Source organism: Streptomyces sp. NPDC101490 (assembly GCF_044767145.1).
In the GTDB taxonomy this organism is placed as follows: Bacteria; Actinomycetota; Actinomycetes; order Streptomycetales; family Streptomycetaceae; genus Streptomyces.
In genome coordinates, this window is the sequence record NZ_JBIWNI010000015.1 from 12,089 (window position 1) to 27,799 (window position 15,711).

Consider the following 15,711-nt stretch of genomic DNA (forward strand, 5'->3'; position numbering starts at 1 on the left):
CATGGAAGCTTTCACCACGCACACCGGCCGGGCCGTCCCGCTGCGCCGCGGCAACGTCGACACCGACCAGATCATCCCGGCGCACTGGCTGAAGAAGGTCACCCGCGACGGCTTCGAGGACGGCCTCTTCGAGGCCTGGCGCCGGGACTCCGACTTCGTCCTCAACCGCCCCGAGCGGCAGGGCGCCACGGTCCTGGTCGCGGGCCCCGACTTCGGCACCGGCTCCTCCCGTGAGCACGCCGTCTGGGCGCTCCAGAACTACGGCTTCAAGACCGTGATCTCCGCCCGCTTCGCGGACATCTTCCGGGGCAACTCGCTGAAGAACGGACTGCTGACCGTGGTCCTGCCGCAGGAGACGGTGGACGCCCTCTGGGAGCTGACCGAGGCCGACCCGACCGCCGAGGTCACCGTCGACCTGGAGCGCCGCAAGGTGCTGGCGACCGGGATCGACGCCGACTTCGAGCTCGACGAGAACGCCCGCTGGCGGCTCCTCAACGGGCTCGACGACATCAGCCTCACCCTTCAGAACGAAGCCGACATCGCGGCCTTCGAGGCGGTCAGGCCGTCCCACAAGCCCCGTACAATTACGGCCTGAGCAGCGCTTTTCCAAGACTGCGCCCCCCACCGTCCGGTGGGGGGCGCAGTCGCTTGTTGAGACCCTGTCGGGCGACAACTCGCCCTAGATGGCACAATCGGTGCATGGAACGCGACAGCCAACTCGAGCTCTATGGGGCAGTCGCCGCCCGATTGAAGGAAGCGCACACAAGAGTGCGCTCACTGCAAGTCCCGGAGGGCGTAAGGATGGCGCTGTCCCGGAAGCTGCTGGTCGTGACGGCCGCGGCGAAGCACGATCTCAAGGACGCGGCAACGCGTCTGGACCGGCTGATGAAGGACCTCGACGAGGGCCGATTCCCAGAGGACGACTGACACCGAGAACTCCGCAACGGGACTTCCGCGTTGCGGCACTAGGGTGATTAGACCGTTTCGTGTTTGATTTGCGGTATATACATGCCTAACGTGCGAAAAAGCTTGAACACTTTCGTTCTGGCAATGTCTCCGAAGGGGAAGACGTGAACAAGGCGCAGCTCGTAGAAGCGATTGCCGACAAGATGGGCGGTCGCCAGCAGGCCGCCGAAGCCGTCGACCACGTGCTGGACGCCATCGTGCGTGCCGTGGTCGGGGGCGACCGGGTCTCGGTCACGGGCTTCGGCTCGTTCGAGAAGGTCGACCGCCCGGCCCGCTACGCCCGCAACCCGCAGACGGGTGAGCGGGTCCGGGTCAAGAAGACCTCCGTCCCGCGTTTCCGCGCAGGTCAGGGCTTCAAGGACCTGGTCAGCGGCTCGAAGAAGCTCCCCAAGGGCGGCGAGGTCTCCGTCAAGAAGGCCCCCAAGGGCAGCCTGACCGGTGGCGCCTCCGCGACCGTGAAGAAGGCCGCCGCCAAGAAGGCCACCACCGCCAAGAAGGCCGCCGCGAAGAAGGCGACCCCGGCGAAGAAGACCACGACGGCCGCCGCGAAGAAGGCGACGCCCGCGAAGAAGGCCACGACCGCCGCCGCCAAGAAGGCGACCCCGGCGAAGAAGACCGCCACGACCGCCGCCAAGAAGGCGACGACCAAGGCCGCGGCGAAGAAGGCCACCACGGCCGCCGCGAAGAAGGTCACCAAGGCCGCGGCGAAGAAGACCGCGCCGGCCGCGAAGAAGGCCACGGCGACGAAGGCGCCCGCCAAGAAGACGACGGCGCGCAAGACGACCGCCAAGAAGGCCGCCGCCAAGAAGTAGGACCCACGGTGGACACCCGCCGGGCCGGGCTCCCTCAGGGGGAGCCCGGCCCGCGGCGCGTCCGGCGGGCCGCGGAAGGACCCTGGCGAAGGCTCCGGCAGGCCCCCACAAAGGCATCGGCAGACCCCGAGGGCCCTCGGAAATACGCGCGAGAACCTCGGAAGTACGTCAGGAGTACGTCAGAAGTGCGCCGGAGGCCGAAGCCCGGAGAGGCCCGGGAAGGCCGTCGGCAGGCCCCCCGTGGGGCTCAGAAGGTCTGCAGTGTCACCAGGGTGATCGCCGGGGCGGCCCCCGAGGGCCCCGGCGCGGTCTCGATCCGCACCCGCTGCCCCGGCCGCAGCAGCCGCAGCCCGCCCGCCTCGAAGGCCGCCGCCCCGAACTCCACGGGGGTGCCGTCGTCGAGCAGCACGCTGCCGCTGCGGGTCTCGGGGTCGTACGTGAACGCGGTCGCCTGCATGGACCGCAGCCTATCCGGCCGCGGGCAGCCACCTGGCGGACGTCCGGGGACCGAGCCCCAGTGCCTGCGCCGCCGCCAGATCCTCGCCGGTGTCCACGTCCCGGCGTACGGAATCCACTCCGGCGAGCCTGATTTCCCTCGCTCCCGAAGACAAATGCCGAAGCCTCGACGCGCCTCCGAATGCGGGTTCCAATTCCACTCCCGGACCCGCCGAGAGGAATGTCGTACCTATTTCGGCGGCATCCGCGAGAAAAGCCCTCGGGAAATCCCGGGCCGCGTCCAGGACCCGGGCCAGTTCGCCGGGGCGCAGCGCGGGCAGGTCCGCGTTGAGCGCCGCCACCCGCGCGCACGGCCGCCGGAGCCGCACCGCCCGCACCCCGTGCGCGAGCGCCGCGTTGAGCCCCGCCGCCGGAAGGTCCGGCACGATCCGCGCGCCCAGCGCCGCCAGCGCGTCCGTAGCCGCCGGATCGTCCGTGACGACCGCCACATCCCGTACCCGCGGACAGGCGAGGACCGCGCCCACCGTGTCCTCCGCGAAGGCCAGCGCGAGCCGGGGGCGCAGCAGCGCCCCGGCCGTCGCGGCCAGGCGGCTCTTCGCCCGTGAGAGCGGCTTCAGGGGCACGACCAGGGACCAGCCGTCGGCCGCGTCCGGGTGCGTCGGGTACGTCGGGTTCATCGGATTCATTCTGTCCCGCCCACCCGGTCCGTCCCAGGGTCCGGGGCGTACGGTGTCACTCGACACAGCAGGAGCGGGGGGCGACACTTGACCCCCTGCCAGCCCGTCCCGGAGAAAGGTGTCCGCGTGCCCCGCCGCAGAATCGGCTTCTGGTACCGCCTCGCGGCGGTCATCGCCAAACCCCCCCTGGTGGTTCTGTTCAACCGGGACTGGCGCGGAACGGAGCACATTCCGGCCGACGGCGGATTCATCACCGCCGTCAACCACAACTCCTACCTGGACCCGCTGTCGTACGCGCATTACCAGTACAACACCGGCCGCGTCCCCCGCCTCCTCGCCAAGGCCGGCCTCTTCAGGACGCCCTTCGTCGGCATGATGCTGCGCGGCACCGGCCAGATCCCGGTCTACCGGGAGACGACCAACGCCCTCGACGCGTTCCGCGCCGCCGTCGACGCCGTCGAGCGCGGCGAGTGCGTCGCCTTCTACCCCGAGGGCACCCTGACCCGCGACCCCGACATGTGGCCCATGGCGGGCAAGACCGGGGCCGCCCGTGTCGCGCTGGTCACCCGGGCCCCCGTCATCCCGGTGGCCCAGTGGGGCGCGAACCTGGCGATGCCGCCGTACGCCGAGGAGAAGAAGTTCCGGCTGTTCCCCCGCAAGACGCTGATCGTGCAGGCCGGTCCGCCCGTGGACCTCTCGCGCTTCGACGGCCTCGAACCCACGCCCGAGGTGCTCCGCGAGGCCACCGAGACCATCATGGCCGCCATCACCGCCCTCCTGGAGGAGGTTCGCGGCGAGAAGGCTCCCGCCGAGCCGTACGACCACCGCAGGGCGCGACTCGAACAGCGGCGCAGGGCCGCGGGGGAGGGCACGAAGTGACCAAGGCAGCTGTCTTCGGCAACGGATCCTGGGGCACGGCTTTCGCCATGGTGCTCGCCGACGCGGGGTGCGAGGTGAGCCTCTGGGGCCGCCGCGCCGAACTCGCGAAGGAGATCAACGCCACCCGGACCAACCCGGACTACCTGCCGGGCGTCGAGCTCCCCGGGCGGATCACGGCCACCGCCGACGCGGCGGAGGCCGCCTCGGACGCGGACTTCACCGTCCTCGTCGTCCCCTCCCAGACCCTCCGCGGCAACCTCGCCGCCTGGGCCCCGCTGCTGGCCCCCGACACCGTCCTCGTCTCCCTGATGAAGGGCGTCGAACTCGGCACCGCCAAGCGGATGAGCGAGGTCGTCATCGAGGTCGCGGACGTGCCCGCCGAGCGGGTCGCCGTCCTCACCGGACCCAACCTGGCCATGGAGATCGCGAGCCGGCAGCCCGCCGCCGCCGTCGCCGCCTGCGTCGACGAGTCGGTCGCCCGGCGGCTCCAGGCCGCCTGCATGACCCCGTACTTCCGCCCGTACACCAACACCGACGTCGTCGGCTGCGAGCTCGGCGGCGCAGTGAAGAACGTCATCGGCCTCGCCGTCGGCATCGCCAACGGCATGGGCCTCGGCGACAACTCCAAGGCCACGCTCATCACCCGGGGCCTCGCCGAGACCACCCGGCTGGGCCTCGCCATGGGCGCCGACCCGCTGACCTTCTCCGGTCTCGCGGGCCTCGGCGACCTCGTCGCCACCTGCTCCTCGCCGCTCTCCCGGAACAACACCTTCGGCACCAACCTCGGCCGGGGGATGACCCTCCAGGAGACCATCGCGGCCACCCGGCAGACCGCCGAGGGCGTCAAGTCCTGCGAGTCGGTGCTCGATCTGGGCCGCCGCCACGGCGTCGACATGCCCATCACCGAGACCGTCGTCTCCATCGTCCACGACGGGAAGCCGCCGGTCGTGGCCCTCAAGGAACTGATGTCCCGCAGCGCCAAGCCCGAGCGCCGCTGACCGGTCCCGGGCGCGCGGCACGGCACTGCGCCGTACGCGCGCGGCGGCAGCGGGGCGCTCAGGAGTTCGGGAACCGCAAGGTACTCTCAACGCGATATGAGCGAGAACACCCAGAGCCCCCGCAAGCCGCGCGTGGCCGTCGTCTTCGGCGGCCGCAGCTCCGAGCACGCCATCTCCGTCGTCACGGCGGGCGCCGTCCTGAGCGCCATCGACCGGGACAAGTACGACGTGCTGCCCATCGGCATCACGACGGACGGGCGCTGGGCGCTCACCGCCGACGCCCCGGAGCGCATGGCCATCGCCGACCGCGCCCTGCCGAACGTCGGCGACCTGGCCGAGTCCGAGAAGGGCGACGTCGTCCTCTCCGTGGACCCCGCCAACCGCGAGGTCGTCCTCTCCGAGCCGGGCAGCGTGCCCAGGGCCCTCGGCGAGGTGGACGTGGTCTTCCCGGTGCTGCACGGACCGTACGGCGAGGACGGCACCCTCCAGGGCCTCCTGGAGCTCTCCGGTGTCCCCTACGTCGGCGCGGGCGTCCTCGCCTCCGCCGTCGGCCAGGACAAGGAGTACATGAAGCGGGTCTTCGTCTCCTTCGGCCTGCCCGTCGGCCCGTACGAGGTCATCCGGCCCCGTGAGTGGGAGCAGAACCCGGCCGCGGCCCGCAAGAAGATCGTCGAGTTCGCCGCCGAGCACGGCTGGCCGCTCTTCGTGAAGCCCGCCCGCGGCGGCTCGTCCATGGGCATCACCAAGGTCGACGACCTCTCCGGCCTCGACGAGGCCGTCGAGGAGGCCCGCCGCCACGACCCGAAGATCCTCGTCGAGTCGCTGCTGCGCGGCCGGGAGATCGAGTGCGGCGTCCTGGAGTTCGAGGACGGCCCGCGCGCCAGCGTGCCCGCCGAGATCCCGCCGGTCACCGACCACGACTTCTACGACTTCGAGGCGAAGTACATCGACTCGGCCTCCGGCATCGTGCCCGCCCCCCTGGGGGACGAGGCCACCGCCGAGGTCCAGCGCCTCGCCGTCGCCGCCTACGAGGCGGTGTCCTGCGAGGGCCTGGTCCGCGCCGACTTCTTCCTCACCGAGGACGGCGACTTCGTCATCAACGAGATCAACACCATGCCGGGCTTCACGCCCATCTCCATGTACCCGCGCATGTGGCAGGAGAGCGGCGTGAGCTACCCCGAGCTGGTCGACCGGCTCGTCCAGGCGGCGCTGACCCGCTCCACCGGACTGCGCTGACCCGGTCCCACCCGGAGACCGTGCCGACGGCCCTCACAGGCTCGACGGCACGGTCTTCCGCACGGCCGGAGCCAGGTCGGCGAGCGGCGTGGCGTCGTGCGCGAAGCGCTCGCCGAAGCTCACCTCCACGTACGTCACGCGGTACGTCGAGGTGAAACGCGGCCCGCTCCCCCCGGAGTCCTCCAGCATCCAGTTCACACCGTCGGCCTCCACGGCCCGCGCCTTCGGATCGCTCATCTTTTCGGGCCGGGGGACCCCACAGCGCAGTACGATCGCACCGTCACCCCAACCGGCGGTCAGCTCGGAGCCCGGCTCCGGGTCGCTCCGTCCGAGTCCCGCGACGGTGTCCGGCAGCTCCTTCGCCAGGGCCCGGCAGACGGCGGCCTCGGCCGCCGGAGGACTGGGCACCACGACGGAAGCCGAGGCGTCCGACGGGGAACAGCCGGTGACGGCCGACAGCAGCACGGCTGCCGTGACGGCGGCGGGCAGGCCGAAGGGCCGGTGGGATGACATCACCGGCCAAGCGTAGACGGGGGCTACAGATGAACGACCGGGCAGGTGAGGGTGCGCGTGATGCCGTCCACTTGCTGGACCTTCGCGACCACCATGCGGCCGAGGTCGTCGACCGTGTCCGCCTGCGCGCGCACGATCACGTCGTACGGCCCGGTCACGTCCTCCGCCTGGATCACCCCCGGAATCTTGGAGATGGTGTCGGCGACGGACGACGCCTTGCCCACCTCGGTCTGGATGAGGATGTACGCCTGAACCACGGAACCTCCAGGGCGACCACGAGGATCTTGTGGGAGAAAGGGACGCCACGGTACCGCGTCGCCACGGGCCACGGGGAGACCCGCGCCACCCGAGGCGCCCACCCGGTGGCGCACACAGGACAGAAGTTGACGGTCTACTTGACGGTACCCAGCACGGTGCCGGCCCGCGACCCGCGGCGCGCACGGACGCGCCGCCACCCGCAGGACGGCACGAAGACACGAGGTGAGGCGCGGTGAAGGGCACAGTCGGAGAGCTCGGCGAGTTCGGGCTCATCAGGGAGCTCACGTCCCGGCTCACGTCCACCCCGGCGGTACGGATCGGACCCGGTGACGACGCCGCGGTCGTCTCCGCCCCCGACCGGCGCGTGGTGGCCAGCACGGACATCCTCCTCGAAGGGCGCCACTTCCGCCGCGACTGGTCGACGGCGTACGACGTCGGCCGCAAGGCCGCCGCGCAGAACCTCGCCGACATCGCCGCCATGGGCGCGGTCCCCACCGCGCTCCTCCTCGGCCTCGTCGTCCCCGCGGAACTCCCCGTGACCTGGCCCACCGAACTCATGGACGGCCTGCGCGACGAATGTCAGGTCGCGGGCGCCGCCGTCGTCGGCGGCGACGTCGTGCGCGGCGACACGATCATGGTGTCCATCACCGCCCTCGGCGACCTCCGCAACCACGACCCGGTCACCCGGGGCGGCGCCCAGCCCGGCGACGTCGTCGCCTACACCGGCTGGCTCGGCTGGTCCGCCGCCGGATACGCCGTCCTCTCCCGGGGCTTCCGCTCCCCGCGCGCCTTCGTCGAGGCCCACCGCAGGCCCGAGCCGCCGTACCACGCGGGCCCCGCCGCCGCCGGACTCGGTGCCACCGCCATGTGCGACGTCAGCGACGGCCTCATCGCCGACCTCGGCCACATCGCCGAGGCCAGCAAGGTCCGCATCGACCTGCGCTCCGGCCTCATCGACATCCCCACCCAGATGAACGACATCGGCCAGGCCGTCGGCGTCGACCCCATGCAGTGGGTGCTCACCGGGGGAGAGGACCACGCCATCGTGGCCACCTTCCCGCCCGACGTGAAGCTCCCCGCCCGCTGGAAGGTCATCGGCGAGGTCCTCAACCCCTCCGCGCTGCCCCAGGTCACCGTCGACGGCGCGCCCTGGCACAGCGTCGGCGGCTGGGACCACTTCGGGGAGACGGAGTGAGCGACGCGCCGCCGCTGGTGCTGACCGTCGCCGGCTCCGACTCCGGCGGCGGCGCGGGCATCCAGGCCGACCTCAAGACGATGCTGGCGCTCGGCGTCCACGGCATGAGCGTGCTCACCGCCGTCACCGCCCAGAATTCCCGGGGCGTCCAGGGCGTCTGGGAACTTCCCGTGGACGCCGTCCGCGCCCAGTACCGTTCCGTCGTCGACGACATCGGCGTCCACGCCGTCAAGACCGGGATGCTGGCCTCGGCCGAACTCGTCGAGACCGTCGCCGCGCTCCTCGCGGACACCCCGGCACCGGTCGTCGTGGACCCCGTCGGCGTCTCCAAGCACGGCGACCCGCTGCTGCCCGGCAGCGCCCTCGAATCCGTCCGTACGAAGCTGCTGCCCAGGGCCACCGTCGCCACCCCCAACCTGGACGAGGTGACACAGCTCACCGGCGTGCACGTCGTGTACGAGGCCGATCTGCGGGTCGCGGCCGAGGCGGTCCTCTCGTACGGCCCGGAGTGGGTGCTCATCAAGGGCGGGCACCTGCCCACCGGCCGGGAGGCCGTCGACCTGCTCACCGACGGCACCGAGGAGCACTGGCTGCGCGCCCCGCGCCACGACAACCGGCACACCCACGGGACCGGCTGCACCCTCGCCTCGGCGGTCGCCGCCGGGCTCGCCCTGGGCCTCGCCGTCCCGGAGGCCGTACGACGGGCCAAGGAGTACGTGACGGGGGCCATAGGCGCCGGGTTCGCCCTGGGGGCGGGGATCGGCCCGGTCGACCACGGCTGGCGCTTCAGGAGCTGAGGACCGGACGGCCCTCCGGCACCGGGGGCCGTCCGCTCACCCGGCTCCGGGTACGGCAAGGGATCCGGGTACGGCAAAAGGCCGGTTCACCTAGGTGAACCGGCCTTTCAAGGCAACCGCAGGGGCTGCGCTACGACAGAACGTCGCAATTAGCGCGAGACCTTGCCGGCCTTGATGCACGAGGTGCAGACGTTGAGCCGCTTCGGCGTCCGACCGACCACGGCACGCACGCGCTGGATGTTCGGGTTCCAGCGACGGGACGTACGGCGGTGCGAGTGCGAAATGTTGTTGCCGAAGCCCGGCCCCTTGCCGCAGACGTCGCAGTTGGCAGCCACGGGTCACTCCAAAGACTTCAGAATTACAGTGAAATCCGGCGCACCGGAATCAGGAGTCTGAAGTGGCTTGCCGGGGAACGGCCCGGTGTGGACCGGGCAACCGAAGCAGCATACAACGCCTGCCTCGGTGGAACGAAACTACCATGGTCTGCGTGGACCTCGCCCCGGGCCCCGGTCACCGGAGGGGCACCCCGGGTCTACCCTGCGGTGAGCTCACCGCCCAAGGAGGACCCCCGTTGCCGCGAGCCCTTCAGCCCTCCGAGGAGCTCGCCGAGCTCGACGCAGCGGCGCTCAGGACCTGGTCCGCGCGGACGCTGGACGCCCTCGGCAGGGAGCGCGAGGAGATCGACGCGATCAACGTCTACCCCGTCGCGGACGGGGACACCGGCACCAATCTCTACCTCACGGCGGAAGCCGCCCACCAGGCCGTCGAAGCCGTCTTCGCGGCCTCCGCGCCCGACACCGCCGAGACCGCGCGGGCCATGGCCCACGGCGCCCTGCTCGGCGCCCGGGGCAACTCCGGCACCATCCTCTCCCAGCTCCTGCGCGGTATGGCCGGGGTCCTCGCCGAGGGAGGTGACGGGGATCACCTCGCCCGCGCCCTCGCCGAGGCCGCCGCCGCCGCCCGGCAGGCCGTCGCCCGCCCGGTGGACGGCACCATCCTCACCGTCGCCGCCGCGGCGGCCGTCGCCTGCGCGGGCGGCGGCCCCCTCGCCCAGGTGGCCAGGGCCGCCCACGCGGGCGCCTCGACCGCCCTCGCCGCCACCTCCGGCCAGCTCGACGTCCTCGCCCGCGCCGGAGTCGTCGACGCGGGCGGCCGGGGACTCGTCGCCGTCCTCGGCGCCCTCGTGGAGACCGTCACGGGCGGGACCCCGCAGCCGCCCGCGGCGGACACCGGAGCCGTACGGGCCGCACCGGTCACCGGAGACGTACGGGCCGTGCCGGACAGTGGAGCCGTACGGTCCCCCGGCGGCGCCCCGGGCCCGGCGCCCGGCCTCGGTCCCGCACCCGACGGGACGTGCCTCCCCGAGGACGGCCCCGCCTACGAGGTCATCTACCTCCTGGAGGCCGACGACGACGCCGTCGCCCTGCTGCGGGCCCGGCTCGACGCCCTGGGCGACTCCCTCGTCGTCGTCGGCGGCGACGGCCTGTGGAACGTCCACGTCCACGTCGACGACCCCGGAGCCGCCGTCGAGGCGGGCGTCGAGGCGGGCCGCCCCCACCGCATCCGCATCAGTCACTTCGCCGCCGACGCCGCCACCACGCCCGGCCGCACCGAACGCACCGAACGCGCCCAGCGCGCGGTCGTCGCCGTCGTCCCCGGCGAGGGCCTCGCCGGACTCTGCGCCGAGGCGGGCGCCACCACCGTGCGGACCCGGCCCGGCGAAGTCCCCGAGGGCGACGAACTCCTCGACGCCATCCGCCGCGCCCACGCCCGCGAGGTCGTCCTCCTGCCCAACGACACCGACCTGCGCGGCACCGCCGCCGAAGCCGCCGAACGCGCCAGGGCCGAAGGCATCCGCGTCGCCCTCATCCCCACCCGGGCCGCCGTCCAGGGCATCGCCGCCCTCGCCGTCCACGAACCCGACCGGCGCTTCGACGAGGACGTCGTCGCCATGACCGCCGCCGCCGGAGCCACCCGCTACGCGGAACTCGCCGTCGCCGAACACCGCTCCTTCACCTCGGCCGGCGTCTGCCAGGCGGGCGACGTCCTCGGGCTCATCGAGGGCGATGTCGCCGTCATCGGCAAGGACCTCACCGAGACCGCCCGTACCGTCCTCGACCGGATGCTCTCCGCCGGTGGGGAACTCGTCACCCTCGTCGTCGCCGACGACACCCCGCCCGGCCTCGCCCCCGACCTCGAACACCACGTCAGGCGCGGCTACCTGGCCGTCGACACCACCACCTACCACGCGGGCGCCGGAGCCCCGCCGCTGCTCATCGGCGTGGAGTGAGACGCCGTGTCGGACGCGCCTGTCGGTGCCGTGGTGTGCAATGGAACGCGTGCCCGCGTTCGACGAACCACTCAAGAAGTCCCTCGGCCCCGCCACCGCCAAGGTCATGGCCGAGGCCCTCGGCCTGCACACGGTCGGTGACCTGCTCCACCACTACCCCCGCCGGTACGCCGAGCGGGGCGAGCTGACCACCCTCTCCGACCTGCCGCTCGACGAGCACGTCACCGTGGTCGCCCAGGTCGCCGACGCCCGTGTCCTCACCTTCAACGGCTCCAAGGGGCGCGGCCAGCGCCTCGAAGTGACCATCACCGACGGCAGCGGCCGCCTCCAGCTGGTCTTCTTCGGCAAGGGCGTGCACAAACCGCACCAGGACCTGCTGCCCGGCACCCGCGCGATGTTCTCCGGCAAGGTGTCGCTCTTCAACCGGCGCCTCCAGCTCGCCCACCCCGCGTACGAACTCCTGCGCGGCGACGGAGAACAGTCCGTGGACGTCTGGGCGGGCGCCCTCATCCCGATCTACCCGGCCACCACCAGACTGGAGTCCTGGAAGATCGCCAAGGCCGTCGACGCGGTCCTGCCGAGCGCCGCCGACGCCGTCGATCCGCTCCCCGACGCGCTCCGCGAGGGCCGTGGCCTGGCCGAACTCCCCGAATCCCTGCGGCTGATCCACCGCCCCCGTACCAAGGCCGACATCGCGGCCGCCCGGGACCGGCTCAAGTGGGACGAGGCCTTCGTCCTCCAGGTCGCCCTGGCCCGCCGCCGCCACGCCGACACCCAACTGCCCGCCGTCGCCCGCCGCCCCGCCCCCGACGGCATCCTCGACGCCTTCGACGCCAAGCTCCCCTTCACCCTCACCGACGGCCAGACCAAGGTCTCCCGCGAGATCTTCGACGACCTCGCCACCGAGCACCCCATGCACCGGCTCCTCCAGGGCGAGGTCGGCTCGGGAAAGACGATGGTCGCGCTGCGCGCCATGCTCGCCGTCGTCGACTCCGGGGGACAGGCCGCCCTCCTCGCTCCCACCGAGGTCCTCGCCCAGCAGCACCACCGCTCGGTCACCGAGATGATGGGCGAGCTGGCCGAGGGGGGCATGCTCGGCGGCGCCGAGCGGGCCACCAAGGTCGTCCTGCTCACCGGCTCGATGGGCACCGCCGCCCGCCGCCAGGCCCTCCTCGACCTGGTCACCGGCGAGGCGGGCCTCGTCATCGGCACCCACGCCCTCATCGAGGACAAGGTCCTGTTCCACGACCTGGGCCTGGTCGTCGTCGACGAACAGCACCGCTTCGGCGTCGAGCAGCGGGACGCCCTGCGGGGCAAGGGCAAGCAGCCCCCGCACCTCCTCGTGATGACCGCCACCCCCATTCCCCGGACGGTCGCCATGACGGTCTTCGGCGACCTGGAGACCTCCGTCCTGGACCAGCTGCCCGCCGGACGCTCCCCGATCGCCAGCCATGTCGTCCCCGCCGCCGACAAACCCCACTTCCTCGTCCGCGCCTGGGAGCGGGTCCGCGAGGAGGTCGCCAAGGGGCACCAGGCGTACGTGGTGTGTCCCCGCATCGGCGACGAGGAGGACCAGAAGAAGAAGGCCGGTCTGGCCGGGGACGAGGCCGAGAAGCGGCCCCCGCTCGCCGTCCTCGACATGGCGGAGAAGCTGGGCGCGGGACCCCTCGCCGGGCTCCGGATCGCCGTCCTGCACGGCCGGATGCACCCCGACGACAAGGACGGCGTGATGCGCCGCTTCGGCGCGGGCGAGCTGGACGTCCTCATCGCCACCACCGTCATCGAGGTCGGCGTGAACGTGCCCAACGCCACCGCCATGGTGATCATGGACGCGGACCGGTTCGGCGTCTCCCAGCTCCACCAGCTGCGCGGCCGGGTCGGCCGGGGCTCGGCCCCCGGCCTGTGCCTGCTGGTCACCGAGATGCCCGGGGCGAGCCCGGCCCGGCAGCGGCTCGGCGCCGTCGCCTCCACCCTCGACGGCTTCGAGCTGTCCCGGATCGACCTGGAGCAGCGCCGGGAGGGCGACGTCCTGGGCCAGGCCCAGTCCGGCGTCCGCTCCTCGCTGCGGGTCCTCACCGTCATCGACGACGAGGAGGTCATCGCCGCCGCCCGCGAGGAGGCCACCGCGCTGGTCCTCGCCGACCCGGACCTCGCCGCCCACCCGGCGCTGCGGACCGCGCTGGACGCCCTGCTCGACAAGGACCGGGAGGAGTACCTGGAGAAGGGCTGACCACGGCGGGCGGCCATAAGCTGGGGTGTGAGCACCCGCTCAGGGAAGACCCGGGGCGTAGGCACCCCCTCAGGGAAGACGAGGACACGATGACCCGCGTGATCGCCGGTACGGCCGGCGGGCGGCGCCTGGCCGTACCGCCGGGCAACGGCACCCGACCCACCTCCGACCGGGCGCGCGAGGGGCTCTTCTCCACCTGGGAGGCGTTCCTCGGGAGCCTCACCGGAGCCAGGGTCGCCGATCTGTACGCGGGCTCCGGCGCCGTCGGCCTCGAAGCGCTCTCCCGGGGCGCCGCCCACGCCCTGCTCGTCGAGGCGGAGCCGCGCGCGGCGAAGACGATCCGGGAGAACGTGCGGTCGCTGGGGCTGCCCGGCGCCGAGGCCCGCAGCGGCCGGGCCGAGCAGATCGCGGCGGGACCGGCCCCGGCCGAGCCGTACGACCTGGTCTTCCTCGACCCGCCGTACGCGGTCTCCGACGAGGAGCTGCGCGAGATCCTCCTCACACTCCGCGCGGGGGGCTGGCTCACCGACGACGCCCTCGTCACCGTGGAGCGCAGCACCAGGGGCGGGGAGTTCGGCTGGCCCGACGGCTTCGAGCCACTGCGGGCCCGTCGCTACGGCGAGGGAACGTTTTGGTACGGTCGCGCCGCCCCCACGTGCGAAGACGCACGATGACCGGACCGGAGAGCGAGGGACCCACATTGCGCCGCGCCGTCTGTCCGGGGTCATTCGACCCCATCACCAACGGACACCTCGACATCATCGCCCGAGCCTCCAAGCTCTACGACGTCGTCCACGTCGCGGTGATGATCAACCAGTCGAAGAAGGGCCTGTTCACGGTCGACGAGCGGATCGAGCTGATCCGCGAGGTGACCGCCGACTTCGGCAACGTCGAGGTGGAGTCCTTCCACGGACTCCTCGTCGACTTCTGCAAGCAGCGGGACATCCCCGCCATCGTGAAGGGCCTGCGGGCCGTCAGCGACTTCGACTACGAGCTGCAGATGGCGCAGATGAACAACGGCCTCACGGGCGTGGAGACCCTGTTCGTCCCCACCAACCCCACGTACAGCTTCCTCTCCTCCTCGCTGGTCAAGGAGGTCGCCGCCTGGGGCGGTGACGTCTCCCACCTGGTCCCGCCGACGGTCCTGGGGCACCTCACCGAGCGCCTGACGCGGAAGTGACGCGCGGCCACCCCCGCTGACGCTCCGTCACCTGGTGTCGGGCGGGCGCCGACTGCCCTTACAGTCGTCCCGTCCGTCTCCATCCAGCTGTAGAGAGTGGCGAGCACCAGGTGGACGTGCAGAAGAAGCTCGACGAGATCGTCGCGACCGTGCAGGGCGCCCGCTCCATGCCGATGTCGGCATCCTGCGTGGTCAACCGGGCCGAGCTGCTCGCCCTGCTCGAAGAGGTCAGGGAGGCCCTGCCCGGCTCCCTCGCCCAGGCCCAGGAGCTGATCGGGGGCCGCGAGCAGGTGGTCGAGCAGGCCCGCCAGGAGGCCGACCGGATCATCGAGGCCGCCCACGCCGAGCGGGGCTCGATCGTCTCCGACACCCAGGTCGCCCGGCTGTCGCAGGGGGAGGCCGACCGCATCCTCTCCGAGGCCCGCCGCGAGGCCGAGGAGGTCCGCGCCGAGGCCGACGACTACGTCGACTCCAAGCTCGCCAACTTCGAGGTCGTCCTCAACAAGACGATCGGCTCGGTCGACCGGGGCCGCGAGAAGCTCCTCGGCCGGGGTCCGGGCCTCGACCCGGACGGTTACGCGGACGAGGACGCCCCGGAGCACAGCTCCGACCCCCAGACCCTGATCCACCGGGCCGACGCGTACGTGGACGCCAAGCTCGGCGCCTTCGAGGCGGTCCTCAGCACGACCCTGGAGGCCGTCGGCCGGGGCCGGCAGAAGCTGCACGGCCGGATCGCCAGCGACGACCTCGGCGAGCACATGGCCGCGCAGGACGGCCTCGGCGGCTCCACGCACACCAGCGACGCCGACTACCTGGCCGGACTCGCGGAGCTCGCGGACCCCGAGCCGGGCCGCGTCCCGGCCAGGACGCGGGACCGGCAGCAGGCCCCGGAGTCCGACCCGTACGCCTACCAGCAGATGCCGCAGCAGCAGGTCCCGCAGGCCGATCCGTACGGATACCCGCAGCAGGTACCGCAGGCCGACCCCTACGCCTACCAGCAGCCGCAGCAGGCCGACCCGTACGGCTACCCCCAGCAGGACCCCTACGCCGCCTACCAGCAGCCCGGCCAGCAGCACCCGCAGCACCAGCAGCCCCAGCAGAACGGGGGGCTCGACGAGACCAGCTTCTTCGACACCGGCATGATCGATCTGGAGCAGCTGCGCCGGTACGAGCAGGGGCACTGACCGGCCGCAAAGGGACATCGGGGGGCGCAAGCCCCCGATT

Annotated in this window: 18 protein-coding genes; 13 read left to right on the plus strand and 5 right to left on the minus strand. The window is 72.2% G+C overall.

The window, feature by feature from the left end:
* Position 1: 1 nt before the first annotated feature.
* The 3 genes from leuD (at position 2) to ACIRQY_RS24095 (ending at position 1,778) form a co-directional block, all read left to right on the plus strand.
* Entirely contained in the window at positions 2 to 595 is a 594-nt protein-coding gene (leuD, locus tag ACIRQY_RS24085; RefSeq protein ID WP_351787333.1) for a 3-isopropylmalate dehydratase small subunit, read from the plus strand.
* 104 nt (positions 596 to 699) lie between these two features.
* Positions 700 to 927: a hypothetical protein gene (locus ACIRQY_RS24090; protein ID WP_351787330.1), complete on the plus strand. Its 228-nt coding sequence runs from the start codon at positions 700 to 702 to the stop codon at positions 925 to 927.
* Between the two features lie 143 nt (positions 928 to 1,070).
* A complete protein-coding gene (locus ACIRQY_RS24095; protein WP_351787327.1) occupies positions 1,071 to 1,778 on the plus strand; it encodes an HU family DNA-binding protein in 708 nt (235 codons plus the stop codon).
* Positions 1,779 to 2,025: 247 nt separating this feature from the next.
* Here ACIRQY_RS24095 and ACIRQY_RS24100 read toward each other — a convergent pair whose 3' ends face one another.
* Both ACIRQY_RS24100 and cofC read right to left on the minus strand, forming a co-directional pair.
* The gene (locus tag ACIRQY_RS24100; RefSeq protein WP_351787324.1) at positions 2,026 to 2,235 is read right to left on the minus strand and encodes a hypothetical protein; all 210 of its coding nucleotides are present in this window, start codon (positions 2,233 to 2,235) and stop codon (positions 2,026 to 2,028) included.
* 10 nt (positions 2,236 to 2,245) lie between these two features.
* The gene (gene cofC / locus ACIRQY_RS24105) at positions 2,246 to 2,920 is read right to left on the minus strand and encodes a 2-phospho-L-lactate guanylyltransferase (RefSeq protein WP_403929079.1); all 675 of its coding nucleotides are present in this window, start codon (positions 2,918 to 2,920) and stop codon (positions 2,246 to 2,248) included.
* Between the two features lie 117 nt (positions 2,921 to 3,037).
* Here cofC and ACIRQY_RS24110 point away from each other — a divergent pair, with 117 nt between their 5' ends.
* The 3 genes from ACIRQY_RS24110 to ACIRQY_RS24120 all read left to right on the plus strand — a co-directional run bounded on the left by ACIRQY_RS24110 (position 3,038) and on the right by ACIRQY_RS24120 (position 6,024).
* Positions 3,038 to 3,790 (plus strand): lysophospholipid acyltransferase family protein, encoded by a 753-nt coding sequence (locus ACIRQY_RS24110; protein ID WP_351787318.1) that lies wholly within the window; start codon positions 3,038 to 3,040, stop codon positions 3,788 to 3,790.
* Complete coding sequence (locus ACIRQY_RS24115) at positions 3,787 to 4,788, plus strand: NAD(P)H-dependent glycerol-3-phosphate dehydrogenase (RefSeq protein ID WP_351787315.1); 1,002 nt, start codon at positions 3,787 to 3,789, stop codon at positions 4,786 to 4,788. The genes ACIRQY_RS24110 and ACIRQY_RS24115 overlap by 4 nt, the downstream gene beginning before the upstream one ends.
* A 96-nt stretch (positions 4,789 to 4,884) precedes the next feature.
* Positions 4,885 to 6,024: a D-alanine--D-alanine ligase family protein gene (locus tag ACIRQY_RS24120; protein WP_403929083.1), complete on the plus strand. Its 1,140-nt coding sequence runs from the start codon at positions 4,885 to 4,887 to the stop codon at positions 6,022 to 6,024.
* 33 nt (positions 6,025 to 6,057) lie between these two features.
* Here ACIRQY_RS24120 and ACIRQY_RS24125 read toward each other — a convergent pair whose 3' ends face one another.
* Both ACIRQY_RS24125 and ACIRQY_RS24130 read right to left on the minus strand, forming a co-directional pair.
* Entirely contained in the window at positions 6,058 to 6,537 is a 480-nt protein-coding gene (locus tag ACIRQY_RS24125; RefSeq protein ID WP_351787370.1) for a DUF3515 domain-containing protein, read from the minus strand.
* Positions 6,538 to 6,560: 23 nt separating this feature from the next.
* Positions 6,561 to 6,794: an Lrp/AsnC family transcriptional regulator gene (locus ACIRQY_RS24130; protein WP_189949729.1), complete on the minus strand. Its 234-nt coding sequence runs from the start codon at positions 6,792 to 6,794 to the stop codon at positions 6,561 to 6,563.
* Between the two features lie 233 nt (positions 6,795 to 7,027).
* On the opposite strand from ACIRQY_RS24130, the gene ACIRQY_RS24135 reads away from it, so the two are divergent.
* Positions 7,028 to 7,990 (plus strand): thiamine-phosphate kinase, encoded by a 963-nt coding sequence (locus ACIRQY_RS24135; RefSeq protein WP_073819075.1) that lies wholly within the window; start codon positions 7,028 to 7,030, stop codon positions 7,988 to 7,990.
* On the plus strand, positions 7,987 to 8,787 hold the full coding sequence (gene thiD / locus ACIRQY_RS24140; RefSeq protein WP_351787309.1) for a bifunctional hydroxymethylpyrimidine kinase/phosphomethylpyrimidine kinase: 801 nt from the start codon (positions 7,987 to 7,989) through the stop codon (positions 8,785 to 8,787). Before ACIRQY_RS24135 ends, thiD begins: the two co-directional genes overlap by 4 nt.
* 149 nt (positions 8,788 to 8,936) lie before the next feature.
* Here the strand turns inward: thiD and rpmB are convergent, their stop codons facing one another.
* Entirely contained in the window at positions 8,937 to 9,122 is a 186-nt protein-coding gene (gene rpmB / locus ACIRQY_RS24145) for a 50S ribosomal protein L28 (RefSeq protein ID WP_003957616.1), read from the minus strand.
* Between the two features lie 236 nt (positions 9,123 to 9,358).
* On the opposite strand from rpmB, the gene ACIRQY_RS24150 reads away from it, so the two are divergent.
* The 5 genes from ACIRQY_RS24150 (at position 9,359) to ACIRQY_RS24170 (ending at position 15,671) form a co-directional block, all read left to right on the plus strand.
* The gene (locus ACIRQY_RS24150; RefSeq protein WP_403929087.1) at positions 9,359 to 11,077 is read left to right on the plus strand and encodes a DAK2 domain-containing protein; all 1,719 of its coding nucleotides are present in this window, start codon (positions 9,359 to 9,361) and stop codon (positions 11,075 to 11,077) included.
* Between the two features lie 40 nt (positions 11,078 to 11,117).
* Positions 11,118 to 13,307 (plus strand): ATP-dependent DNA helicase RecG, encoded by a 2,190-nt coding sequence (gene recG, locus ACIRQY_RS24155; RefSeq protein WP_403929090.1) that lies wholly within the window; start codon positions 11,118 to 11,120, stop codon positions 13,305 to 13,307.
* 89 nt (positions 13,308 to 13,396) lie between these two features.
* Positions 13,397 to 13,981: a 16S rRNA (guanine(966)-N(2))-methyltransferase RsmD gene (gene rsmD, locus ACIRQY_RS24160; RefSeq protein ID WP_351787300.1), complete on the plus strand. Its 585-nt coding sequence runs from the start codon at positions 13,397 to 13,399 to the stop codon at positions 13,979 to 13,981.
* Positions 13,982 to 14,007: 26 nt separating this feature from the next.
* Entirely contained in the window at positions 14,008 to 14,487 is a 480-nt protein-coding gene (coaD, locus tag ACIRQY_RS24165; protein ID WP_351787367.1) for a pantetheine-phosphate adenylyltransferase, read from the plus strand.
* Positions 14,488 to 14,597: 110 nt separating this feature from the next.
* Positions 14,598 to 15,671, plus strand: a complete 1,074-nt coding sequence (locus tag ACIRQY_RS24170; RefSeq protein ID WP_403929093.1) for a cell division initiation protein — start codon at positions 14,598 to 14,600, stop codon at positions 15,669 to 15,671.
* The last annotated feature ends 40 nt before the right edge of the window (positions 15,672 to 15,711 follow it).